The following is a 23,502-nucleotide window of genomic DNA, read 5'->3' as shown; positions in this document are numbered from 1 at the left end:
AGCAGCGCAAGCGAAGGGACGTGTCGTATGCCGGAGACCGTGGAGACGGTGTTCACCAGCGTGGTCGCCCGCAATCCGGGCGAGCCGGAGTTCCACCAAGCGGTACGCGAGGTGCTGGAGAGCATCGGCCCGGCGCTGGCCAGACACCCCGAGTACGCCGAGGCGCGGATCATCGAGCGGATCTGCGAACCGGAGCGGCAGGTCATCTTCCGGGTGCCGTGGGAGGACGACCGCGGTCGGATCCAGGTCAACCGGGGCTTCCGGGTGGAGTTCAACAGCGCCCTCGGCCCGTACAAGGGCGGGCTGCGCTTCCACCCGTCGGTCTACCTCGGGATCGTGAAGTTCCTGGGCTTCGAGCAGATCTTCAAGAACGCGTTGACCGGGCTGTCGATCGGTGGCGGCAAGGGCGGCGCGGACTTCGACCCGAAGGGCCGCTCGGACCGGGAGGTGATGCGGTTCTGTCAGAGCTTCATGACCGAGCTGTACCGGCACATCGGCGCGGACACCGACGTGCCGGCCGGGGACATCGGCGTCGGCGGCCGGGAGATCGGCTACCTGTTCGGCCAGTACAAGCGGATCACCAACCGGTACGAGTCCGGGGTGCTCACCGGCAAGGGCCTGGCGTACGGGGGCGCGCAGGTGCGCCGGGAGGCGACCGGCTACGGGGCGGTCTTCTTCGCCGACGAGATGCTGCGGCAGACCGGCGACAGCCTGGACGGCAAGCGGGTGGTGGTCTCCGGCTCCGGCAACGTGGCGATCTACGCGATCGAGAAGGTGCACCAGCTCGGCGGGCGGGTGGTCGCCTGCTCCGACTCGTCCGGCTACGTCCTCGACGACAAGGGCATCGACCTGGAGCTGCTGCGGGAGCTGAAGGAGCAGCGCCGGGCCCGGCTCGACGACTACGCGCGGCACGTGCCGCACGCGGTGGCGGTCTCCGGCCGTACCGTCTGGGAGGTGCCCTGCGAGCTGGCGCTGCCGTGCGCGACGCAGAACGAGATCGGCGGCGCGGAGGCCGCGGCGCTCGTGGCCGGCGGCTGCGTCGCGGTGGTGGAGGGCGCGAACATGCCCACCACGCCGGAGGCGGTACGCATCCTCGGCCGGGCCGGGGTGCGCTTCGCGCCGGGCAAGGCGGCCAACGCCGGCGGGGTGGCGGTCAGCGCGCTGGAGATGCAGCAGAACGCCAGCCGGGACTCGTGGACGTTCGCCGAGTCGGAGCAGCGGCTGCGCGACATCATGCGGAACATCCACGACCGCTGCTGGAGCACGGCCGAGGAGTACGGGCTGCCCGGGGACTACGTGGCCGGGGCCAACATCGACGGGTTCCGCCGGGTGGCGGAGGCGATGCTGGCCCACGGCCTGATCTGACGGGGCGACCGGTCAGTCGCGACAGCGCCGGCGGCTCAGAAGCTGCTGACCAGCTTCACGAACGCCTCGTCGATCATGGCAGGATCCGTGGCGTCGAACGCCTTGCCCGACGACGCCTTGGCGATCCGGTCCAGCGTGGCGAAGTCCGAATCCCCGTCGAAGGCGATGCAGAAGACCTTCACCGGGCGCCGCGGGTCCAGGGCGACGTCGGCGAGCAGCCGGTTCAGGTCGTTGTCCCGGGCGTACTCGTTCTTGCCGTCGGTCAGCACGACGACGGCGTTGATCCGGTCCGGGTCGTACCGGTCGACCAGCTGCCGGTGGGCGGCCCGGACCGTCGCGTAGAGGGCGGTGTCGCCCGCGACGTGCAGGCCGGCGATCCGGTCGTTGATCCGCTTCTGGTCGAAGTCGCCGAGCCGGACCTCCTCCCGGTACGGGCCTTCGGGCCGCTTCTTGGTCTCCGAGGAGAACGACCAGAGCCCGACCCGGTCCTCGGAGTTGAGCAGCGCGAGCCCCTTCTCCGCCGCCGCCGAGGCGACCTGGAAGCGGGTGCTGTTCCCGACCCGTTTCTCCATCGACCCGGAGGTGTCCAGCGCGATCAGGATGTTGGCCTTCTTGCGCAGCGTGCCCCAGCCGTCCAGCATCGCCTCGACCACCTCCGGGTTCGGCGGATCGAAGTAGGACAGCCCGCCGTCGGGCTCGGCGCCGACGCTGGCGAGCAGCTCCGCCGAGGCCTGGCGTTCGTGGTCCCGGAAACCGAGGCGGGCGAAGCTCTTCTGCTGGAGGTCCGCGGTCAGGAACTTCAGAAAGTCGTCCGCCGCCGCGCGCTGCCGTTCGTCGGCGGAGGGGAGCACCACGAACGGGTGGTCCAGGTTGAAGGTGCCCTCCTTCGGGTGTACGGCCACCAGCGGGACCTTCGGCCGGGGGCCCCGCTCCTGGCCCTCCTGCCGCGGGCTCAGCCCGCCCTCGTTGTAGAGGTGGACCAGCTCCTCCTGCATGACGATGGCGCTCATGTCGCCCGTGCCGGCGCCCGTACCGGTCAGGTCGGCCTCGGCGAGGTCGCGGAGCAGCTCCACCGAGTCGTCGCTGTAGTGCGACACGTTGGCCTCGATCTGCCGGACGAACCGGGTCACCTTCGGGTCCGACAGGTCCGACTTGGTCAGGTCGCTGGAGCGGTTCGCGGCGGCGTAGTAGGTGGCGATGGTCGCCGCCAGACCCGAGGTGGAGAGGTTCGGGTTGTCCTTGCCGAAGGTGAAGCGGCCCCACTCCGGCCTGCCGAAGCCCGCCCAGCCCTGCCGCCCGGAGAGGCCGAGGATCTCCCCCCAGCCCAGCGGCCCGCGCCCGCGTACCAGCTCGCCCTTGGGCTGCGGCATCGCGATGACCAGCGGGCTGTTGGCGATCGACGGGTACCGGTCCGGCGTCTGCGGCGCCCGCCCGGCGGCCTCGTCGAGCAGCCGCAGCTGGCCGGTCCACAGGCTCGACGTCGGCAACCAGACCTGCGGCTCCGGCAGGCCGGTGCCGCTCCAGCCGACGGCGAGCGCCTCGGTGGCCTTGCCCGAGTTCAGGGCGCTGACGTGCACCTGGGCGCAGCCGCCGCCGTCGAGCGTCCGGTCGCTGTCGTTGTACCGCGCGGCCAACTCGACCAGCAGCGCCGCCTTCTCGGTCGAGGCGTTGACGTCCAGGCGGACGGCGCAGTCGGCCCGGGACCGGTCGCTGCCCGCGTCCCGCTGCCGCACGAGCAGGAACGCCCCGCCGATGACCAGCAGCCCGGCGGTTACGGCTGCGGTGTACGGCAACCACTGTCGTGCACGCGACGGGGCTGGGGCCATGGCGACGTCCTCCTCGGCGGTCAACTGGTGGCAGTCAACCTATCGGTGCGGTGCCACCGGCGGTGTCCGACCCGGCCGTCCGGGACGCTCACCCCCACCCACCTGCGCACCCTCGGTCAGTGGCGATCGGAGCGGCCGCCGAGGGCCGTCGCGACCAGCAGCCGTACCGCGTAGACCACGACGAAGGTGGTCGCCCCGGCGGCCGCGGCCCCGTCCACCGCGCTCGACGCGACGTAGCCGGCCGCGGCGCCGACCGAGCCGAGGAAGATCGCGGTCGAGATGCCCCAGGCGTCGGTCGACTCCCGGCGGAGCCGCCGCCCCCAGCCGCCTTCCGCCTGGTCGGCGGGCACGGAAGCCGCGGCCGGGCTCTGCTGATGTCGCACCGGTTCCGGCCGGGCCGCCGACGCCGTACCGACTCGGGTCGACGCCGTCGGTTCCGGCTGGGCCGGCGGCGGATCCGACGCGGTACGGGGCAACGGCAACGGCTGGTTCGGCGTCGGCGCGCCCGCGGTCTCGTTGCCCAGTTGGAGCACGGTATCCCGGCGCAGCGGGCCCGCGTCCCGGACGTCCTGCCCGAGCAGCCGCATCAGCACCTGCTCGGCCTCCGGCCGCTGCGCCGGGTCCTTGGCCAGGCACTGCCGGATCAGCTCGTCGAGGCCCGGTGGCAGCGCGGGCAGGTCGGGCGGCTCGTTGAGCACCCGGTGCATCACCGCGAAGAGCGAGTCGTTGCCGAACGGTGGCCGGCCCCCGGCGGCGAAGGCGATGGTGGCGGCCCAGGCGAAGACGTCGCACGGTGGCCCGACCGAGTCGTTACGGAACCGCTCCGGGGCCATGTACGCGGTGGTCCCCATCACCCGGCTGGTCACCGTCTCGGTGACGCCCAGCGCGCGGGCGATGCCGAAGTCGATCACCCGGGGGCCGTCCCGGCCGAGCACCACGTTGTCGGGCTTCAGGTCGCAGTGCACGATGTCGGAGCGGTGGATCGCGGCGAGCGCGGTGGCCGTACCGACGGCGAGCCGGTGCAGCGCGTTGCCGGCGACCGGGCCCTGCTCGCGGACGTGCCGGTAGAGGGTCGGGCCCTCGATGAACTCGCTGACCACGTAGGGGCGTTCGCCGTCGATCTCGGCGAAGAGCACCTGCGCGGTGCAGAACGGCACGACGCGGCGCGCCGCGGCGATCTCCTTCATGAACTGCGACCGCGCCCGCAGGTCGCTCAGGTCGATGTTGATCATCTTGACGGCCACCTGGTGGCCCTGGTCGTCCTCGCCGAGGTAGACCACGCCCTGGCCGCCCGCGCCCAGCCGACCGAGCAGCCGGTAGGGGCCGGCGGTCACCGGGTCGTGCGTCCACAGTGGCACCAGCCCCGGCACCGGCGCGCCGGCCAGTCCTGTCATCCCGACTCCATCGCTGTCGTGTCCCCGGCCACCCGACGGCGGAGGACACGGTCATGGTGCCATGTCCCCGCCTGGCGGCCGAGGGTGCCCGGACGGCCGGCCGACCTCGCCGGGGGCGGGCCGCGGCGAATCGGGCGGGCCGGCGCGGCGAGACGGTACGGGACGAGCTGGCGCCCGTCGGATGTCTCCGACGGGCACCAGCCGTTTTCGCGGTGTCCGGGCACTGCCCGGGGGGAGCTTCACCGTCAGCGCGCGGCTCCCATGCCGAAGCGGTGGCGCTTGCGCCAGACCAGCGACAGCAGCAGAAGCACCGCGCCGGCGCCGACGAGGCCGCCGCCGAACTTCATCGGGGTGCTCAGGCTGTCGCCCGTGACGGGCAGCGGCGGCGTGTGCTTCTTGAGCACGGTCAGCGTCGCGGTCGCCACCCGGTGGTACGTCTGGCCCTCGGCCCGGAAGGTGTACGTGCCGTGGTGACGCGGCGTGTAGGTGGTGCGGAAGTAGCCGTCGTCGTCAGCCGTGACCTCCAGGGTCCTGGGGTTCGGCTGGGGCGCCTGCTGGAACGAGACCGGCACCATCGCGACGATCTCGCCGTCGCTGCGGCGCGCCTGGTCGGCGCCCGGCACGGCGGCGGCGAGCGGGGACGTGCTGACGGTGATGATCACCGTCTCGCCCGGCCCCCAGCCCCTGCCGATCAGGGTGGCGGTCTGGCCGACCACGACGGTCGGCGGGGTCACGGCGAGCGTCGGGGTGCCGCCCGGCGGGTAGATCGGTGGTTGTGGCGTTCCGGTGCCCGGCGTCGGCTGCGGCTGCGCCGCCCCCGCTGCGGTCGGCACGGCCAGCACGGCCAGACCGACCGTGAGCGCCATGATGATGCGGGATAGCCGCATGATTGGTTCCCTCCTACTGATCACAGCTTGGTGCGGAAACAACTTGGGTGGTCCATGGGGTGGCGGTGGGGGTCAGCCACAGCTCGGCGGTACCGACGCCGGTGGTCGCCGTCAGGACGGTGACCTCCAACGTGCGGGAGCCCCCCGGGCCGACCTCGACGTTGGCGGTGCTCACCTGGCGGCGCCGTTCGGTGCCGCTGCCCACCGCCGTCTCGACGCCGTCCAGACGGGCGGCGAGCACCGCCCCACCGGCGGGGCTGTGCACCGACACCAACGTGCGGACGGTGTACGGGTCACCGGCCAGACCGAGGCCGAGGACCGACTCGCTGAGACCCGACTTCGGCGCCGACGAGCGCAGGGTGACCCGGAGTCGGAGTTCCCGGCGGCCGTCGGGCCGGCAGTCGCCGACCGCCAGGGTCGCCGACGGCCGGAGGTAGTAGCCGAGCTTCGCGCCGCTGCCGTCGTTGAGGAACACGCCGACCGTGGGCACGGTGTCCTTCTCCGGAAGCGCCCCGGCCAACCGGCTGTCGCCGATCCTCCGTTGCTCTTCGTTTCGGGCACTCCAGAACAATATCCGGCGTTCAGTGACAGCACGGTCAAATGAGGACAACAACGCCTTCGGGTCTACATTCTTCGTGACCAGCGCGTCGAACACGGCGGCGGCGGAGGCGGCGAAGAAGGCGTCCTGTTCCTCGTTGTCCATCCGCTGGTAGCTGTCGCTGAGCACCGTCTGCACGACCTTCTCGGCGGCCAGCGGGACACCCCCGGGCACCATCACCGGGCCCGTGGCCTTGAGCAGATACGACAGCACCACCGGGTCGACGGCGAGCACCCCGTCCACGGTGGTGCCCGTACGCCGGCGGAACATCTCCCGGTAGAGGGCGGCGGCGGTCGGGAAGTGCGGGGTGAGGTTGACGTCGGCCGGATAGATCCCGGGCAGGTCGGCCCAGAGGCTGCGCACCTCGGTGGGCACCTTCAGCGGCGGCTGGAACCGGCCCAGCGTGCTGCTGGTGCCCTGCCGCCCCATCCGGACCCGGCCGTCGGCCGCGTGGATGACCGCGTACGCGCCGATCATCCCGCCGGTGGCGCGCAGCTCGGCCGGGTTCTGGGAGACCACCAGGTAGGTGCGGGGGCCGTCGGCGCCCAGCAGCCCCGGCAGCAGCCGGCTGGCCTCGTCCGCGGCGGCGGTCAGGCCGGCCAGCCGGTCGATCTCGCCCCGCAGGTCGCCGAGCGCCTGCCGGACCTGACCGACCAGGCCCTCGGTGGGCACCGTCGCGAGGCTGTCCCGGGCACCCTGCACCGTGGCGTTGACCCTGGCCAGCTCGGCCGACAGGGCCCGCAGCCGACCCACGTCCAGCCGCCCGCCCGCCGGCACCAGGCTGGTCAGGTCGGCGCGCAGCAACGGCGGGAACGCCTGCCGGGCCAGGTCGTCGATGGCCACCGAGATCTGCCGGACGGCCGCCAGGTTGTCCCCCGCGTACGGGGCGTGCCGACCGACCCACCAGCCGGGGTCGCCGGTCGCCGCCCGGGCGCTGCCGGACTGCGCCTGGAGCGCCGCGAGGGTGCGCTGCGCCCGGGCGGTGTCACCGCCGACCACCTGGGCGCTGAGCTCCCGGGCCAGGCCGGCGGCGTTGAGCAGGTGGGCGCGGGCCTGCCAGCCCCGGAAGCCCACCCAGCCACCGGTCAGCAACAGCAGCGAACCCACCACGAGGGCGGCGAGCAGGGCCCGGCGCAGCTGCCGCCGCCGGCGGGAACGACCACGTCGTCGACGCGGTCTCGCGCTCTCCGTCACACCACACGTCCTTCCTGGGGAACGGCGGGCGGACCCCGTTCCGCTGCCGCTCCACACTGCTAACGATCGTTTTCGCCCAAGATGACGCGGTTGACCGGTATGCGAGCCCCGATCGCCGGGTCACCGGGCGCCGGGGCGCCCGGCGGCCGCCTCGTACAGCAGCCGCTCGATCCGCTCCACACCCGCCGACATCGACATCTCCCGCAGGTACGCCTCCCGGCCGCGCCGGCCCATGTCGGCCCGGGCGGGTGGCGGGATGGTGGCGGCCAGCCAGAACCGGTCGGCGAGGCTCGCCCAGTCCCCCGGCGGGCAGGAGAGCCCCGCCCGGGCCCGTTCCACCAGGTCCGCGGTGTCGCCGCCGGCGGAGGCCACCACGGGCACGGCGCAGGAGAACGCCGCCTGGAGCTTCGCCGGCAGGGTGCTGCGCAGCTCGGGCAGGTCCCGCAGCATGACGAGCTGGTAGTCGGCGGCGGCGTACAGGTCCGGCATGTCCGGCGGGGACCGCCGCTCGACGAAGCGCACGTTCTCGGCCCGCAGGTCGGCGGCGAGCCCCCGCACCCGCCGCTCGTCCGCGCCCGAGCCCACCAGGACGAGGTCCACGGTGTGGTCCAGCGCCGCCGCCGCCCGTACCGCGGTCTCCAGGCCCTGCCGGGCGCCGATGGTGCCGGCGTGCATCACCACGCACCGCTCGTCGCGCCGGACCAGCCGGTGAGCCGCGCGGCTGGGCCGGGCTGGGTGGAAGATCCGCTCGTCGGTCCAGTTGAGCACCACCCGCACCCGGGCCGGGTCCACGCCCGCCGCGACGACCCGGTCGCGCAGCGACGGCGCGGCGACCGCGATCCCGTCCGCGGCCCGGTAGACCCGCGCCATCGCGGCGGCGATCCGCCCGGCCCACCGCCCGTTCTCGGCCCCGACCGGCTCGTCCTCCGCCCAGACGTCCTGCACGTGCACGACGGTCGGCACCCGGCCCAGCAGGCGGAGCAGGCCCGCCGCCGCGAAGGCGTTCGCCGGCGGCAGGTGGACGTAGAGGGCGTCGACGTCGGCCAGGAACCACCGCCCGGTCACCGCCGCGCTGCCGGCGAACGACAGGTGGCCGGCCATCCGGCCGCGGAGCGAACCGTCCCCGGCGGAGTAGCGCGGGACCCGCCGGACCGTCAGCCGCTCGCTGTGGGTCTCGTACCGCCAGCGCTGCCGCCAGCCCGGGTAGACGTGGCCGCCGGGGTAGTCGGGGAAGCCGGTCAGCACCTTCACCTCGTGCCCCCGGACGGCGAGTTCCTCGGCGAGACTGCCCGGGATGAACGCCGGCTCGGGCGGGAAGTGGTACGACAGGATCCCGATCCTCACCGACCCGCCTCCGTCCGGCCGGGACTCCTCGGCGCGGCACCGTGCCGCGGAGTCGTCCGGCCCGCGTACGATGCCGACATCCCCTCCACGTCCGGCCGGCTCCGACGGCCGGCCGCCGGCGCGGCGCCACCGTCCGCGACGGCACCGACGAGAGGGGTCCGCATGGTCGACCGGGTGTTGTTCGTCTGCCACGCCAACCTGTGCCGGTCACCGATGGCCGAGTACATCGCCCGTCGCCTGCTGGCCGGGCGCGCGGTGACGGTCGCCAGCGCCGGCACGGACGCCGTCGACGACCTGCGAATGCACCCGCACGCGGCGGACCTGGCGGCCGAGACCGGCGGGGATCCCACCGACTTTCGCAGCCGACGGCTGCGCCCGGAGCACCTGGCCGGGGCGACGCTGGTGCTCACGGCCACGCGCCGCCAGCGCTCGGTGTGCACCGCCCTCGCGCCGGCCGCGCTGCACCGGACGTTCACCCTCCGCCAGTTCGGCCGGCTGGCCTCGGCCGCCGAACCGACGACGGATCCGGCCGACGGTCCGCTGCGGGCGGCGGTCGAGGCCGCCGCCCGCGCCCGGGGGCGGCTGCAACCCGCCACCGGGGACGCGGACGACCTGCGGGACCCGATCGGCGGCACCGCCGCCGACTTCCGACGCTGCGCGGAGGAGATCGAACGGTCGATGCGACCCCTCGCGGCGCTCATCGCGACAGCCGGGTGAGTTCCTGCGTACGGTCGCTGACGACGCCGTCGACCCGCTCCGCGTGCCGGGCGGACGGGGTCGCGTCCGCCGGCACCTCCGGAGTCGCGGCGGCGACCACCCGGTAGGCCTCGTACTGGTACGCCTCCGCCTTCGCCACCTTCGCCATGTTCAGCACGCAGCCGAGCAGCCGGACGGAGACCGAGTTCAGCGCGCGGGCGGCCTGCGCCACCTGGCTGCGGGAGGTGCGGCCCTGCTGGGAGACCAGGAGCGCGCCGTCGGCCTGCACGGCCACGACCACGCCGTCCGTCACGGCCAGCAGCGGGGCCGTGTCGATGATGACGATGTCGGCGGACTCCCGCAGGGCGAGCAGCAGGTCCGCCATCGCCTTGGAGCCGAGCAGCTCGCTGGGGTTGGGCGGCGCCGAGCCGCTCGGGAGCACCAGCAGGGACTTGTCGCCCCAGCGCTGCACCACGTCGCCGACCTGGACGTCGCCGACGAGCACGTCGGTCAGCCCGATGCCCGCGTCGAGCCCCAGGTAGTCGGCGACCTTCGGGCGGCGCAGGTCGGCGTCGACCAGCAGCACCCGCCAGCCGGCCTCGGCCAGGGCGATCGCCAGGTTGCAGGAGAGCGTCGTCTTGCCCTCGCCCTGCAGGGCGCTGGTGACCGCGATGACGCGGGCGGGCTCGTGCACGTCGACGAAGCGCAGGTTGGTGCGCAGCTTGCGCACCGCCTCGGCCCGGGCGGAGTTCGCCGCCGCGCCGACGATCAACGGCTCCGACTTCGCGGTGCTCTCGAAGGGGATCTCGCCGAGCAGCGGGCTGCCGGTGGTACGCCGGAGGCCGGCGGCGTCGCGCAGGCGGACGTCGGCGACCCCGCGCAGGATCGCCAGGCCCACGCCGGCGAGCAGGCCGAGCAGCGTACCGACGGCGAAGTTGCGGACCGGCTGCGGCGAGACGGGCGTCGGGGTGACCCGGGGCCCGCTGACGACCTCGATCCTGATCGGCCCGGCCTTGCCGTCCTGGGTCGTCTCCACCTTCTGCACCAGCTGGACGAACTGCGCGGAGAGCACCTCGGTGACCTTCAGGGCGCGGCTCTGGTCCGTGTCGGTCACCGACGCGCGCAGCAGCACGGTGCCGGTCTCGGTGGAGGTGCTGACCCGGCGCTGGACCTCCTCGGCGGTGAGCCCGACCGGAGCCTCGGCGACGACGCTCTGCGCGAGGCGGTCGCTGGTCAGCAGTTCCGCGTAGGACTTGACCCGCTGCTGGAGGAAGAGGCCGCCCTGGTAGGCGTCGGTGACGCCCTGGCTGGGCGTGGTGACGAAGAAGGTCACCGACGCGACGTAGCGGGGCTGCGCCCGGACGGTGACGAGGGCGGTGACGCCGAGCGCGACCATGACGGTGAGGAGCACGATCCACCAGTGCCGGCGCACGAGGCGGAGTTGGCGGTACAGGTCCATCAGGCGCGCCTCCGTACCAGGCCGGTAACGCCAAAGAACTTCACGAAAACCCCCAAGGTCGACTTAATCTCGTGAAACCATTAAAGCGACTCATACGCCTTATGTCCCGAGTTACGTATTTTCACCCCTTGACATCGGCGCCCGACCCACCACCGGACAAACGGGCGGACGGCGTCCCGGGTGGCGGGGGGAAGGCGACCGGACGTGACGAGGCCGGCAATCGCCCCTCCCGGCTCGCCGGTCGCGGCGCCGCTGGATAGGGTCGACAACGGTGTGCCGGGAAGCCTGGTCGGCGTCGACCCCTGCTGCCCGAGACAAGGTGAATCCCGCGCATGACCAACCGCGCCCCGCACGCCGACCGACCCCGCCCGCCCCGCCGCTTCTTCTCGCGTACGTCCTGGCCGGAGGCCCGGTTCCTGGCCGACGTGCTGCGGACCGAGACCGTCGGCGGCGGCCTCCTGCTGCTCGGCGCGGTGGTCGCGCTGGTCTGGGCCAACTCGCCCTGGGGGTCCTCCTACGCCGCCCTCGGCGCGTGGGTGCCCTGGTCGGACGGGGCAGCCCTGCACCTGGACCTGGACCTCGCCGCCTGGGCCGCCGACGGCCTCCTGGCGATCTTCTTCTTCGTCGTCGGGCTCGAACTCAAGCGCGAGTTCGTCGCGGGCGACCTGCGCGACCCTCGCCGGGCGGCGCTGCCCGTGATCGCGGCGGTCGGCGGCATGGCGGCGCCCGCCCTGATCTACCTCGGGATCAACCTCGCCGCCGGCGGGGACGGGCTGCGGGGGTGGGCCATCCCCACCGCGACGGACATCGCCTTCGCCCTCGCCGTCCTCGCGGTCATCGGCTCGCACCTGCCGCAGGGCCTGCGCGCCTTCCTGCTGACCCTGGCGGTGGTCGACGACCTGCTCGCCATCACCATCATCGCGATCTTCTACACCGCCGACTTCAGCCCGCTGCCGCTGCTCGCCGCCCTGGTCCCCATCGCCCTCTTCGGCCTGCTCGTGCAGCGGCGCAAGACGTGGTGGTGGGCGCTGATCCCGTTGGCGGCCACCGCGTGGGTCCTCATGCACGCCTCCGGGGTACACGCCACCGTGGCGGGCGTCCTGCTGGGCTTCACCGTGCCCGTCCTGCGGGGCAAGGCCGGCGACGCGCACGGGCTCGCCGAGCACCTGGAGCACCGCTGGCGCCCCATCTCGGCCGGTTTCGCCGTGCCGATCTTCGCGTTCTTCGCGGCCGGGGTGTCGCTGCGGGGCGCCGACCTGGGGGCCATCGTCACCGACCCGATCGTGATCGGCGTCGTCGCCGGTCTGGTGCTCGGCAAGGTCATCGGGATCTTCGGCTCGACGTTCCTGCTCGCCCGGTTCACCCGAGCGCAGCTCGACGAGGACATCACCTGGACGGACCTGCTCGGCGTGGCGCTGCTCGCCGGGATCGGGTTCACCGTCTCCCTGCTGATCGGCGAACTCGCGTTCGGCCCCGGCAGCGCCGCCGCCGGCAACGTCAAGGCGGCCGTGCTGACCGGCTCGGTGATCTCCGCGCTGCTCGCCACGGTCGTGTTGATGCGGCGCAACGCCGCCTACCGGCGGATCGCCGAGGCGGAGCGGGTGGACGCCGACCGCGACGGCGTGCCGGACGTCTACCAGCGCGGGCAGGGCTGAACCGGCCGCCGCGCCCCCGGACGAGGCACCGCACCGGGCACGGCTCGCTCAGCGCCGGTCGCCGCGCCGGGCCGGGCCGCCGGGCGGTCGCCGGGCCTGCCGTTACTGCTGGCGGTGCCGGCCCGGCGTCGGCCATTTGGCCGCGTCCGGCGCCGGCGGAGGTCGGAGCCGCCCCGGCGGTCCGGTCGGCCCGCTGGCGGTGAGCGCGGCCCAGAGCAGCCGGCGCAGCAGGACGATCGCCGCCGCCGCGGCCAGGGCCGTCCAGCCCTGGCCGCCGGCCAGCCGCAGCAGCCCGGCGGCGGTCAGCAGGTCCAGCAGCACCCGCATCGCGCACCGCCAGGATCCCGTGCCGAGCAGCACCGCCAGCCCGGCCAGGGTGGCGAGGGCGGTGGTGGCGGTGACCAGGACACGGATCAACGGGCGCGCTCCGACTCCCGGACCTGCTGCTGCTCCTGGCGGATCTCCCGGCCGAGGAAGTAGTTCAGCGCGGTCCGGATCGCCGCGATGGCCGCCAGCTGACCGATCTGGGTGAAGGTCGGCGAGACCGCCGTACGCAGGATGTCCGCCGCGAGCTGGAACTCCAGCCCGAGGGTGAGGAACCGCCCCAGGGAGAGCCGGATCGGGGTGAACACGGCGGCGCTGCGGTGCCGCAGTCCCTCGACCACGAACCGCAGCGCCGCCCACGCCGCCCCGACGAAGATGACCACCGCCCCGGCGACCTCCACCGCCGTGACCAGGCCCTGGTAGCCGTGGCGCAGGATCTCCTCGACGCCCATCCGCTGCCGTTACCCGGCCAGCACGGCGGTAGTCGGCGTCAGGTGAGCTGCGTGACGGCCTCCAGGATCAGCCAGAGCCCGCAGATCGCGAAGAGCACCGCGGCGCCGTACTTGATGGTCTTCTCGGGCAGCCGCTTGCCGAGCATCCGCCCGACGAGGATGGCGAGCGCGTCCGCCGCCACCATGCCGATCGTCGAGCCGAGCCAGGTGCCGAACCAGCCGTACTGGGTGGCGAGGGTGATGGTGGCGAGCATGGTCTTGTCGCCCAGCTCGGCCAGGAAGAACGCGACCGACACCGCGACGATGGCGGACTTGCTGCTCTTCTCGGCCTTGCGCTTCTCCTCCTCGGTGAGCGAGTCACCGCGCAGGGTCCACGCGCCGAAACCGAGGAACGCCAGGCCCGCGACGAGCGAGATCCACTCCGTCGGCAGCGCGGCGCCGAGCCCGTAGCCGATCGCCACCGAGGCCAGGTGCACCACGGCGGTGGCGATGGTGATCCCGATCAGGACCGGCACGGTCTTGAAGCGGGTGGCGAAGGTCAGGGCCATCAGCTGGGACTTGTCCCCCAGCTCGGCGACGAAGATGACGCCGAAGCTGACGACCAGCGCGACGAGGAAACCTTCCATGACATCCTTCCGGATCATGCCGGGAGGAGGTACGGGGGCGCCCTCGACCCGGCTGCAACAGCCTGGGTCGAAGGTCTCGCCCGCCTCGGATGACGAGGCCGCGTGGCCGGATGCGGAACGCACCAGTGTGTCGACCACGACATTGGGGGCTACTCCCCTTCGCGTCGCCCAGCCTAGCCGATCACCGGTCGGGCCGGCTCCGGCGGGTGAAGATGCTCACCCGCCGGCGACCCCGCCGGTCACCTGGCGCGGCCCACCGGTCAATCGGCGCGGGCCAGGGTGACGCCGAAGAGGCCGGCCAAATCGGTCCAGAAGTCGTGGGCGGCGAAGCCGGCCGAGCCCAGTTCGGCGGCGATCCCCTCGGGCCGGAACTTCGCCGACACCTCCGTGCGCAGCTCCTCGCCCTCGGCGAAGGTGACCGCCAGGTCCAGCACCCGTACGCGCATCGGCCGCCGCGCCCGCAGCCGCATCTCGATCCACTCCCGCTCGGCGTCCCAGAGCGCGACGTGGGCGAACCCCGCGGGATCGAAGTCGGCGCCCAACTCCCGGTTGACCACCCGCAGCACGTTGCGGTTGAACTCGGCGGTGACCCCGGCCGAGTCGTCGTACGCCGGCACCACCACCGCCGGGTCCTTGACCAGGTCGGTGCCGATCAGCAGCCAGTCCCCCGGCTCCAGCGCGGCCCGCATCGCGGCGAGGAACCGCGCCCGCTCGACCGGCAGGAGGTTGCCGATCGTGCCGCCCAGGAAGAGCACCAGCCGGCGCCCTCCGGTCGGCAGGCGGTCCAGGTGGCGGGTGAAGTCCCCCACGATGCCGCGCACCCGCAGCCCGGGGTAGTCGGCAGCGATCTCGGCGGTGGACTGCCGCAGCGCGCTGACCGACACGTCCAGCGGCACGAACGTGCCGAGCCCGCCCCGGCGGGTGAACGCGTCCAGCAGCAGCCGGGTCTTCTCCGACGAGCCCGAACCGAGCTCGATCAGCGTCTTCGCCCCGGTCAGCTCGGCGATCGTGGCCGCCCGTTCGGCCAGCACCGCCCGCTCGGCCCGGGTCGGGTAGTACTCCGGCAGGCGGGTGATCTCCTCGAACAGCTCGCTGCCGCGGGCGTCGTAGAACCACTTGGGGGGCAGCCACTTCTCGTCGGCCGTCAGGCCGGTGCGGACGTCCTCCCGCAGGCTGCGGCCCAGGTCCTGCTCCTCCAGGTGGATCTCCAGCGGCTCCGCGCTCATGTCATCCCCTTCGTCGTCGGGTGGAACGTCCCTGTCGGCCGGCGGTCAGACCTCGGCGAGGGCGCGGACGCGTACCCCCGTCGCCGTGGCCTCCACCAGTTGCCCCTCCGGCACCGCCTGCCAGCCGGGGTCGTCGTCGTGCGGCTCGGACGCCAGCAGCACCGAGGCCGGCGTCGCGCGGATCGACAGCGCGTGCCCGGCCACGCTGGCCACCACCGTGCGCCCGTCGGTGAGCAGCAGGTTGAGCCGGGACCCGGGCGCGGCCCCGGCCACCGCCGTCACGGTCTCGGCGACCGCGCGCGCCGGCTTCACCCCGGCCCGCAGCCGGTGCCGCACCAGCGCCCACACCAGCGCCGAGTCGGTGGCCGCGTCGAGGGTGAGCAGGTCGCGTACGGGCAGGGTGGCGGCGAGCGCGACCATCGAGTCGGGCCAGCCCCGCACCACCCCGTTGTGGCTGAACAGCCAGCGCCCCTCGGCGAACGGGGCGGCGGCCCCGTCGAGGACCGCCATGCCCACCGTGGCGGAGCGGACGGCGGCCAGCACCGCGCCGGCCGAGGTGACCTGCGCGAGCTGGGCGATGGTCGGGTCGCTCCAGATGGGCTGCGACCGCCGGTAGCGCACCGGCTCACCGTCGCCCGGGTACCAGCCGACGCCGAAGCCGTCGGCGTTGATCGTCCCGCCGCCGCGCATGTCGCGGGGCGCCCAGGACTGCCGCACGAGCGAGTACGGCGGGTCGAACAGCAGCTCCCGCAGGGTGACCGGCGGCCCCAGGTAGGCCAGGTGGCGACACATCAGGCGACACCGCCCGGCCCGGCGGGGCGGCCCGGGCGCCGGCCGCCGATGTCGCCCCGCCCCGGGGGCCGGCCCCGGAACGGGGTGCCTGCTCCGGCCCAACCGTCCGGCCGCCCCGTCGTCACGGCTGCGACTCCTCCGGCCGGGCGTCCCGCGCGCAGCGGAAACCACTGAAGATCTGCCGCCGGATCGGGAAGTCCCAGTTGCGGAAGGTGCCCCGGCAGGCGGCCCGGTCGGTGCCGAACGACCCGCCGCGCAGCACCCGGTGGTCGTCGCCGAAGAAGACCTCCGAGTATTCGCGGTAGGGGAACGCGGTGAAGCCCGGGTGCCCCCGGAACGGCGTGGAGGTCCACTCCCACACGTCGCCGATGAGCTGGTGCACGCCCAGCGGCGAGGCGCCGGCCGGGTAGGCGCCCACCGGCGCGGGCCACAGGTGCCGCTGGCCCAGGTTGGCGTGCTCGGCGGTGGGGTCGTCGTCGCCCCACGGGTAGCGGCGGGAGCGACCGGAGGCGGGGTCCCAGCGGGCCGCCTTCTCCCACTCCGCCTCGGTCGGCAGCCGCTTGCCGGCCCAGGCCGCGTACGCCCGCGCCTCGTGGTAGCAGACGTGCACCACCGGCTCGTCGTCGCGGACCGGCGCCCACCGCCCGAACCGCCGGTAGGCCCAGCCGTCGCCGTCGCGTCGCCAGTGCATCGGCGCGACCAGCTCCGCCTCCCGGCGGTGCCGCCAGCCGGCCGGGCTCCACCAGCGCGGGTCGTCGTAGCCGCCGTCGGCGATGAACTCGCGGTAGCGCCCGTTGGTCACCGGCGCGGCGTCGATGACGTACGCCGGCAGGTGGACCCGGTGGGCGGGCCGCTCGTTGTCCAGCGCCCACGGGTCGGTGTCGGTGCCCATGGTGAACTCGCCGGCCGGCACCAGCACCTCGCCGTCGACCCGGACCGTCGGTTCCGGCGGCGGCGGGGCGTGCAGCACCGCCGGGCCGGCGCGCAACTGGTGGGTGGCGAGCATCGTCTCGTCGTGCTGCTGCTCGTGCTGCACGATCATGCCGAAGGCGAAGCCGTCGGCGACCAGCGGCCGCTCGGTGAACGCGACCCGGTCCAGCAGGTCGAGCACCTTGTCCCGGACGGTGAGCAGGTAGGCGCGGGCCTCCTGCGGGGGCAGCAGCGGCAGCGCCGGGCGGTCCCGGCGGGGCTGCTTGAACGCGTCGTACAGGTCGTCGATGTCCCGCCGGACGGGTTCGCGCCCACCCACGTCCCGGACCAGCCAGAGTTCCTCCTGGTTGCCCACGTGGGCGAGGTCCCAGACCAGCGGGGACATCAGCGGCGAGTGCTGCCGCGTCAGGTCGGCCTCGTCGACCGCCTCGGTCAGCAGGGCGGTGCGGGCGCGGGTGCGGTCGAGTTCCGCCGCGATCCGGCTGCGCAACTGCTCCGGGCCCGCCGGGCGCGTGGTCGTTCCGGTCACCGGTGACTCCTCCCCGCGGCGTCGCGTCGCCGCCGTACGCCTCGGTCGATGTCGTCGTGCAGGGCCGCCGGCAGGTCGAGCCGGGGCAGGGCCGCGAGGGCCAGGTCGAACAGGTCCGCCGCCGCGGCGGCCAGCGCCGGGTCGCGCAGGCCGTGGCGGGCGGCGGCGTGCCACCGGTGCGCCACCGGCCCGGCGACGGCGCGGGCCGCGCGGACCGTGCCCGGGTCGGCGAGCAGGACGGCCAGCACCGCGAGTGGGAGCACCCAGCCCCGGCCGGGCTGCGTGTCGAGGTAGCGCAATTCCAGGTAGCCCCGGGGTCGCACCGGCGGGAAGAGGGTGCTCACGTGGTAGTCGAGGTCGTCGGTGGTGGGCGGTCGGGGCAGCGCCCCGTCGACCCAGTCGGCGAACGTGATCCCCGGCGGCGGCGTCCAGTCCGGGCCGTCGCCGCGTACGCAGAGCAGTGGCGCGGCGAGGACGTAACTGGTCCAGGCCGTGACCGGGTCGGCGTCGGCCTCCGGCGTCCACACGGGACGGGTGCGGGCCGGGTCGATGCCGTACCAGGCGGCCATCCGGGCGGACGCCCAGCCGGTGCTGTGCCCGGCGTGCCGGTCGGCCGTGGCGAACGCGGCCAGCAGGGGCGGCCCGAGCGCGTGCACCGCCGCCCAGCGCTCCGGCAGGTGTGCCGGCTCCCCGGCGTCCAGGCAGACCTGGAGACCGGCGGTGCTGTACATCATCGTCCGGCCGGCCGGGCCGCGCCGGTCGAAGACGTGGCGCATGGCGCGGTAGCGGGGGCCCTCGACCACCGGGCGGGGCGGCCGGTGCGGGTCTATGCCGCTGCGCCCGAGGACCAGCCCGGCGGCGTCGAGCAGGCCGGTCAGCACGGCGATGTCGCCGTCGGTGGCGTGGATGAGGGTGGCGAGCGAGGTGCGTGGCGCGGTGGAGATCTCCAACTGCCCGCCGGGCTCCACGGTCACGGTGCCACCGTGCGGGAGCGGCTCGGCGGGGCTCGCGCGGTCGAGGGTGCGGGGGCTGTGTCGCCCCAGGGCCGCCCGGAGCCGCTCGCCGTCGACCGGGCGGGCGGGGTCGGCGGCGTCGTGCACGGTCCATTCGAGTTCGACGCCGGTGTGGGTCGGTGGGCCGGTCTTGAAGCAGATGCGCGCGAGGTGGCCCTCGGCGGCGGCGGACTCCCGCAGGACGGTGGTCCGGTCGAGCTCCGGCGATGTCACCACGGCATGGCCCCCTTCCCGGCCGACTTCCGTTCGGTGTCACCGTAACGCCACCCACCGTCATCGGCGCGGGCGTCGGTGGCCCCACCCACTCCTGTCTAGCAGACGAATTCCGCGCGGCCGGCCGGAACGTGCAGCGGAAACGGCGGTCCCGACCCGTCGCGACGGGCCGGGAGAATCAGCGGCCGGGACCGACCGCGAGGGGCGTCAGTCGGTCGGGGTAGGAGACGGGGTCGGGCTCGACCCCTTCTTCGGCGGCTTGTCCGGCGACTCCTTCGCCGCCACCTCGGGCAGCAGTTCCCCGCAGAAGCCTTCGACCTGCTCCCGGCCGCCCGCCGCGGCCACCAGGCGCGCGAACGAGGGGGTGTCCAGGGCCTTCTCCCGCTGCGCCGGCTTCTTGGCCAGGTACGCACGGCAGAGTCCGTGCAGTTGTCCGGTGCGCTGCTGGGGCGATCCCGGCGCGTCGCCGGCGGTGCTGCCGGGGGCGGGTGCGCCCGAGGTCGGGGTGGCGGAGGGGTGGGGCGGGGTCCCGGTGGGACGGCCACCGGTGTCTCCGGTCGTTCCGTCCCGATGCGGGCCCGTGGTCGCCGGCGCCGGGGTGGTGGGGCGGGGCGGCGGGGCCGGGTCGTCGGCCCGCTCCAGCGTGACGGCGGCGAAGGCGGCGCCCGCGGTCGCGGTGACCGCGATCCCCGCGCCCCAGGCCATGGCGCCGGCGGTGAACCGGCGCCGGCGTGGCGACGGGACGGCTCCGGCGGCGGGGCCGGCCGCACGCGCCGCCCGGAAGGCCGCCAGGGCGTCCTCCTCCCCGGCCAGTTCGCCGGGGCGGGCGGGGGCGGCGGCGGCGGAGAGCAGCCGGGCGAGCGGCTCGGCGTCCGGCGTACGGGAGGCATCCGCGCGGGCGGCGTCGAGGAGCCGGTCGGACGCGCCGGGGTCGGCGGGCCGCTCGGTCCGGCGAAAGAACATCCTGGATCCCCTCACGTCAACCGTCCGCCGGTTCGGCGTGCGACGCCTGCCGCCGGCCGGTACGCGGTCGGGGCGCCGCGGCGGCCTCGGGGGCGGCCGGCGACCGGCTCGGGTCGTAGCGTTCCATCAGGACGGCGAGCCGGCGCAGCCCCCGGTGGGCGGCGGTACGCACGGCACCGGCCCGGCGACCGAGTACCCGCCCGGCGGTCTCGGCGTCCAGCCCGACGACGGCGCGCAGCAGAACGGCCTCGGCCTCGCGGGGCGGCAGGGTGGCGATCAGCGCGAGCGCCGCCTCGGTGCCGATCGTCTCGCCGGCCCGTTCGGCCGTGTCGGCGTCGCCGGCCAGTTCGGCGAGCGCCTGCACCGGCACGGGCAGCGAGGGACGACGGCGCTGCCGGCGCAGGTGGTCCATGGCCCGGTTGCGGGCGATGGTGACGGTCCAGGCCCGGAACTCGCCGCCGGTGAAGCTGGGCAGGTCGCGGGAGACCTGCAACCAGGTCTCCGAGGCGACGTCCTCGGCGTCCGCGCCGACCAGGGCGGTCAGGTATCGAAGCAGGCCGGGCTGGAGGCTGCGGTAGAGGAAGCGGAAGGCGTCCTCGTCGCCGGCCTGCGCCGCCACGACGGCCTCGTTCAGCTCACCGGCCATGTGGTCGCCGCTTCCGTGCCGTGGACACGCACAGGCGGCGCACGCCCACGTGGGCGTGCGCGAGGCAAGCACGGTCCGGCAGACGGACCTGATCCCGCACCCTCAGCCCCCCGCTGACCTGATCACGCCCGGGACCGCGTCGCCCGGACGGTACGTCTGGACTCCTGCCGTGGCGGCACGGCCGGTGGCGCAGGTGCCGCGGCGACGCCGTGGGGCGGGCCCGAGTCGGGCTAACGCTAGGAGCGCCGGGTCGATCGGGCAAGCCCGCTCCGGTGGGCAGAAGAGTGAGAATTATCTAGCCGTTCGGCCGGTCGGTCGCCGTAACGGCGCGGCGGCCCGGGACGCTGCACCCTGCCGACGGGCGCGGGCGGCGGCGCATTCGACCAGCCCACGACGGGCATGGGGGGAATGTCGTCACACACGGTCCACGGACGCTCACAGCCTATCCGAGGCGGGTACGGTCCCGCCGCCCCCACCGCGCGGTCGGCGCGGGCCGACCCGACGGCACGCGGCGCGCCGATCCCCGCCAGCCTGGGTACGGTAATGCTGTGTTGTCATCGGAGGTCGTACTCAGCGGTCGCTACCGCCTGGACGAGCGTGTCGCCACGGGCGGCATGGGCGACGTCTGGCGGGGCAAGGACCTCGTCCTCGGCCGACAGGTCGCGGTCAAGGTCCTGCTGCCGGCGCTGGTCTCCGACCCCGACTTCATCGCCCGCTTCCGTGCCGAGGCCCGGATCATGGCCGCCCTGCGCCACCCGGGCATCGTCCAGGTCTTCGACAGCGGCGAGGACGACCTGCCCGACGGCGGGCGGGCCGACTACCTGGTCATGGAGTTCGTGACCGGCCAGCCGCTGTCCAAGCGCATCGAGGCCGTCGGGCGTCTCGACGTGGCCGAGACGATGGCGATCGTCGCGCAGGTCGCGCAGGCGCTGCACGCCGCGCACCTCGGCGGGATCGTGCACCGCGACGTCAAGCCGAGCAACCTGCTGGTGCAGGAGGACGGCAGTGTCGTGCTGGTCGACTTCGGCGTCGCCCGGTCGACCAACATCACCAGCATCACCAGCACGAACGCCGTGCCGGGCACCGCGCTCTACATGGCGCCGGAGCAGGCCGCCGGCCGGCCGGTGTCCGGCGCGACCGACATCTACGCCCTCGGCGCGGTGACCTACTGCTGCCTGAGCGGCAGCCCGCCGTTCACCGGCGACAACCCGCTGCAGGTCGCCGTGCGCCACCTCGACGACGAGCCGCCGGAGTTGCCGCACGACGTTCCGGAGGCGGTCCGCGCGCTGGTCTCCCGCGCCCTGGCCAAGGATCCGGCCGACCGGTTCAGCAGCGCGGCGGCGATGGCCGAGGCCGCCCGCGCCGCCGTGTCCGACCCCTCCGCGCCGACCGCCATGGTGCCCGCCGCCGCGGCGGCGGGCGGCGTCGACCCGGGCACCCGCACCGACGTGCCGGTCGCCGCGACCGTGGCCCGCCGGAGGCGACGCGGCACCCTGGTCGGCGCGGCCACGGCGGTGCTGGTGGCGCTGGCCGGCCTCGGCGCGGCGCTCGGCGCGTCGCGCGAGGCCGACGCGCCGGCGGTCAAGGTCCCGCAGGCGACCACTCCGGCCGCGGAGCCGAGCGGCGGCGCCGAGGCGCCGGTGAAGCAGGAGGACGCCCCCGTCGACCCCGGGCGGCCGTTCCGGCCCACCGGCTCCACCGCCAGCCCCTCGCCGTCGGCCACCGCGCCGCCGGTCTCGCCCCAGCCGAGCGGGTCGGCGGCTCCGGAGTCGCCGGATCCCACCAAGACCGACGATCCGCCGGTGGCCACGCCCAGCACCAGCACCGCCCCGACGCAGACCACGCCGCCGACGGAGCCGACCCCGACCCAGACCACCCCGGTCGAGCCGGCCAATCCGCCTGCGGTCTGAGCGCCGGCGCCCGGCCGCGTGATCCCGTGGTGACGCCACGCCGGTCCCACTGGCACCGATAACCCCAAACCGGACGTACGGGCACAGAAATCACTCTAGGCTCCCCAGCAGGCACTTTCCGCCCTCTGCCTCAGGAGCCCGGGTGAGCGTTGAGAAGTTGGTCGTCATCGGCCAGGGATACGTCGGCCTGCCGCTGGCCATGCGAGCCGTCGAGGCCGGCCTGGACGTGGTCGGCCTCGACGTCGACTCCGACCGGGTCAAGCGGCTCGCGTCGGGCGAGTCGTTCGTCGAGGACATCCCCGCCGACCGGCTGGGCCGCGCGCTGGGCAGCGGCCGGTACCGGCCGAGCACGGCGTACACCGACGCGGAGGGCTTCGACATCTGCGTGATCACGGTGCCCACGCCGCTGCGCGACGGCACGCCCGACCTCAGCTTCGTGGAGCAGGCCGGCGTCGGCATCGGCCCGTACGTGCGGCCGGGCTGCACGGTGATCCTGGAGTCCACCACCTATCCCGGCACCACGGAGGAGCTGCTGCGCCCGCTGCTGGAGTCGGCCAGCGGGCTGCTCAGCCCGGGCGACTTCCACCTGGGCTACAGCCCCGAGCGGATCGACCCGGGCAACCCGACCTGGCGCCTGGAGAACACCCCGAAGGTGGTCTCCGGGATGGACGCGGTCGCGCTCGCCCGGGTGGACGGGTTCTACCGCCGGCTCGTGGAACGGACCGTGCCGGTGGACTCCACCCGGGTGGCGGAGCTGACCAAGCTGATCGAGAACACGTTCCGCCAGGTGAACATCGCCCTGATCAACGAGCTGACGATGCTCTCCCACCACCTCGACATCGACGTCTGGCAGGCGATCGAGGCGGCGGAGAGCAAGCCGTTCGGCTTCATGCCGTTCCGGCCCGGCCCGGGGGTCGGCGGGCACTGCCTGCCGATCGACCCGTGCTACCTGTCCTGGCAGGTCAAGCGGCGCCTCGGGCGGCAGTTCCGGTTCATCGAGCTGGCCAACGACGTCAACCACGAGATGCCCGAGCACGTGGCCCGACGGGTCATGAACGGGCTGAACCGGGCCGGTCGTGCCGTCAGCGGGGCCCGGCTGCTGCTGCTCGGGCTGGCGTACAAGAAGAACACCGGTGACATGCGGGACTCCCCCGCCGTCGACGTGGCCCAGCGCCTGCAGGCCCTCGGCGCGGACGTCCGGGCGGTGGAGCCGTACGCGGAGCCGCACCAGATCCCGGGCGGTGTGCTCGTGGTGGAGCTGACCGAGCGGGAGGTCCGGGCGGCGGACGCGGTGGTGGTGGTCACCGACCACGACGACTTCGACTACGACCTGGTGACCCGGCACGCCCGGTACGTCTTCGACACCCGCAACCGGTGTGCCGGCCCGGTGGTGGAACGCCTGTAGACCCGGCACCGCTGGCCGGTCCCGTCACCCGGACGGGCGACGGGACCGGCCGGCG

The 23,502-nt window shown here is 74.3% G+C and carries 20 protein-coding genes; 5 read left to right on the top strand and 15 right to left on the bottom strand.

What is annotated here, in order from left to right; translation table 11 throughout:
* The first annotated feature begins 27 nt into the window (after positions 1–27).
* Positions 28–1,365: an NADP-specific glutamate dehydrogenase gene (gene gdhA, locus ACLQ20_RS12775; RefSeq protein WP_132234528.1), complete on the top strand. Its 1,338-nt coding sequence runs from the start codon at positions 28–30 to the stop codon at positions 1,363–1,365.
* A 35-nt stretch (positions 1,366–1,400) separates the two neighbouring features.
* On the opposite strand, the gene ACLQ20_RS12770 is transcribed toward gdhA, so the two are convergent.
* The 5 genes from ACLQ20_RS12770 to ACLQ20_RS12750 form a co-directional block, all read right to left on the bottom strand.
* The gene (locus ACLQ20_RS12770) at positions 1,401–3,158 is read right to left on the bottom strand and encodes an extracellular solute-binding protein (protein WP_425855617.1); all 1,758 of its coding nucleotides are present in this window, start codon (positions 3,156–3,158) and stop codon (positions 1,401–1,403) included.
* A gap of 149 nt (positions 3,159–3,307) precedes the next feature.
* On the bottom strand, positions 3,308–4,585 hold the full coding sequence (locus ACLQ20_RS12765) for a protein kinase domain-containing protein (RefSeq protein WP_425855616.1): 1,278 nt from the start codon (positions 4,583–4,585) through the stop codon (positions 3,308–3,310).
* 245 nt (positions 4,586–4,830) lie between these two features.
* Positions 4,831–5,472, bottom strand: a complete 642-nt coding sequence (locus ACLQ20_RS12760; protein ID WP_151455149.1) for a hypothetical protein — start codon at positions 5,470–5,472, stop codon at positions 4,831–4,833.
* Between the two features lie 13 nt (positions 5,473–5,485).
* Positions 5,486–7,264, bottom strand: a complete 1,779-nt coding sequence (locus ACLQ20_RS12755) for a DUF4012 domain-containing protein (protein WP_425855614.1) — start codon at positions 7,262–7,264, stop codon at positions 5,486–5,488.
* A gap of 120 nt (positions 7,265–7,384) precedes the next feature.
* Positions 7,385–8,608: a glycosyltransferase family 4 protein gene (locus ACLQ20_RS12750; protein WP_358121909.1), complete on the bottom strand. Its 1,224-nt coding sequence runs from the start codon at positions 8,606–8,608 to the stop codon at positions 7,385–7,387.
* Positions 8,609–8,770: 162 nt separating this feature from the next.
* On the opposite strand from ACLQ20_RS12750, the gene ACLQ20_RS12745 reads away from it, so the two are divergent.
* Positions 8,771–9,325: a low molecular weight phosphatase family protein gene (locus tag ACLQ20_RS12745; protein WP_151455146.1), complete on the top strand. Its 555-nt coding sequence runs from the start codon at positions 8,771–8,773 to the stop codon at positions 9,323–9,325.
* Here ACLQ20_RS12745 and ACLQ20_RS12740 read toward each other — a convergent pair.
* Complete coding sequence (locus ACLQ20_RS12740; protein WP_425855613.1) at positions 9,306–10,763, bottom strand: polysaccharide biosynthesis tyrosine autokinase; 1,458 nt, start codon at positions 10,761–10,763, stop codon at positions 9,306–9,308. The genes ACLQ20_RS12745 and ACLQ20_RS12740 overlap by 20 nt on opposite strands.
* 332 nt (positions 10,764–11,095) lie before the next feature.
* Between ACLQ20_RS12740 and nhaA the strand changes: the two genes are divergently transcribed.
* The gene (nhaA, locus tag ACLQ20_RS12735; RefSeq protein ID WP_151455144.1) at positions 11,096–12,418 is read left to right on the top strand and encodes a Na+/H+ antiporter NhaA; all 1,323 of its coding nucleotides are present in this window, start codon (positions 11,096–11,098) and stop codon (positions 12,416–12,418) included.
* Positions 12,419–12,520: 102 nt separating this feature from the next.
* On the opposite strand, the gene ACLQ20_RS12730 is transcribed toward nhaA, so the two are convergent.
* The 9 genes from ACLQ20_RS12730 to ACLQ20_RS12690 form a co-directional block, all read right to left on the bottom strand.
* Entirely contained in the window at positions 12,521–12,835 is a 315-nt protein-coding gene (locus ACLQ20_RS12730) for a hypothetical protein (RefSeq protein WP_192581429.1), read from the bottom strand.
* Positions 12,832–13,194 (bottom strand): DUF1622 domain-containing protein, encoded by a 363-nt coding sequence (locus tag ACLQ20_RS12725; protein WP_151455143.1) that lies wholly within the window; start codon positions 13,192–13,194, stop codon positions 12,832–12,834. The genes ACLQ20_RS12730 and ACLQ20_RS12725 overlap by 4 nt, the downstream gene beginning before the upstream one ends.
* 38 nt (positions 13,195–13,232) lie before the next feature.
* Positions 13,233–13,820: a TMEM165/GDT1 family protein gene (locus ACLQ20_RS12720; protein WP_151455156.1), complete on the bottom strand. Its 588-nt coding sequence runs from the start codon at positions 13,818–13,820 to the stop codon at positions 13,233–13,235.
* A gap of 260 nt (positions 13,821–14,080) precedes the next feature.
* Positions 14,081–15,046 carry an L-histidine N(alpha)-methyltransferase gene (gene egtD, locus ACLQ20_RS12715; RefSeq protein WP_425855609.1) on the bottom strand — a complete coding sequence of 322 codons (966 nt, stop codon included), beginning with the start codon at positions 15,044–15,046 and terminating at the stop codon, positions 14,081–14,083.
* Between the two features lie 45 nt (positions 15,047–15,091).
* Positions 15,092–15,838, bottom strand: coding sequence for an ergothioneine biosynthesis protein EgtC (gene egtC, locus ACLQ20_RS12710; protein ID WP_151455141.1), 747 nt, complete (start codon positions 15,836–15,838; stop codon positions 15,092–15,094).
* A gap of 121 nt (positions 15,839–15,959) precedes the next feature.
* On the bottom strand, positions 15,960–17,297 hold the full coding sequence (gene egtB / locus ACLQ20_RS12705) for an ergothioneine biosynthesis protein EgtB (protein WP_425855606.1): 1,338 nt from the start codon (positions 17,295–17,297) through the stop codon (positions 15,960–15,962).
* A complete protein-coding gene (gene egtA / locus ACLQ20_RS12700) occupies positions 17,294–18,526 on the bottom strand; it encodes an ergothioneine biosynthesis glutamate--cysteine ligase EgtA (RefSeq protein ID WP_425855604.1) in 1,233 nt (410 codons plus the stop codon). The genes egtB and egtA overlap by 4 nt, the downstream gene beginning before the upstream one ends.
* A 204-nt stretch (positions 18,527–18,730) precedes the next feature.
* On the bottom strand, positions 18,731–19,486 hold the full coding sequence (locus ACLQ20_RS12695; RefSeq protein WP_425855603.1) for a hypothetical protein: 756 nt from the start codon (positions 19,484–19,486) through the stop codon (positions 18,731–18,733).
* Between the two features lie 16 nt (positions 19,487–19,502).
* Positions 19,503–20,132, bottom strand: coding sequence for an RNA polymerase sigma factor (locus ACLQ20_RS12690; RefSeq protein WP_132234556.1), 630 nt, complete (start codon positions 20,130–20,132; stop codon positions 19,503–19,505).
* 548 nt (positions 20,133–20,680) lie between these two features.
* Here ACLQ20_RS12690 and ACLQ20_RS12685 point away from each other — a divergent pair.
* Together ACLQ20_RS12685 and ACLQ20_RS12680 are read left to right on the top strand one after the other, a co-directional pair.
* Positions 20,681–22,042, top strand: a complete 1,362-nt coding sequence (locus ACLQ20_RS12685) for a serine/threonine-protein kinase (protein ID WP_151455279.1) — start codon at positions 20,681–20,683, stop codon at positions 22,040–22,042.
* 142 nt (positions 22,043–22,184) lie between these two features.
* On the top strand, positions 22,185–23,447 hold the full coding sequence (locus tag ACLQ20_RS12680) for a nucleotide sugar dehydrogenase (RefSeq protein ID WP_151455278.1): 1,263 nt from the start codon (positions 22,185–22,187) through the stop codon (positions 23,445–23,447).
* Positions 23,448–23,502 lie beyond the last annotated feature (55 nt).

The organism is Micromonospora sp. DT46 (genome assembly GCF_049841735.1).
Taxonomy (GTDB): Bacteria; Actinomycetota; Actinomycetes; order Mycobacteriales; family Micromonosporaceae; genus Micromonospora; species Micromonospora reichwaldensis.
This window is presented reverse-complemented; position numbering and strand designations above follow the sequence as displayed.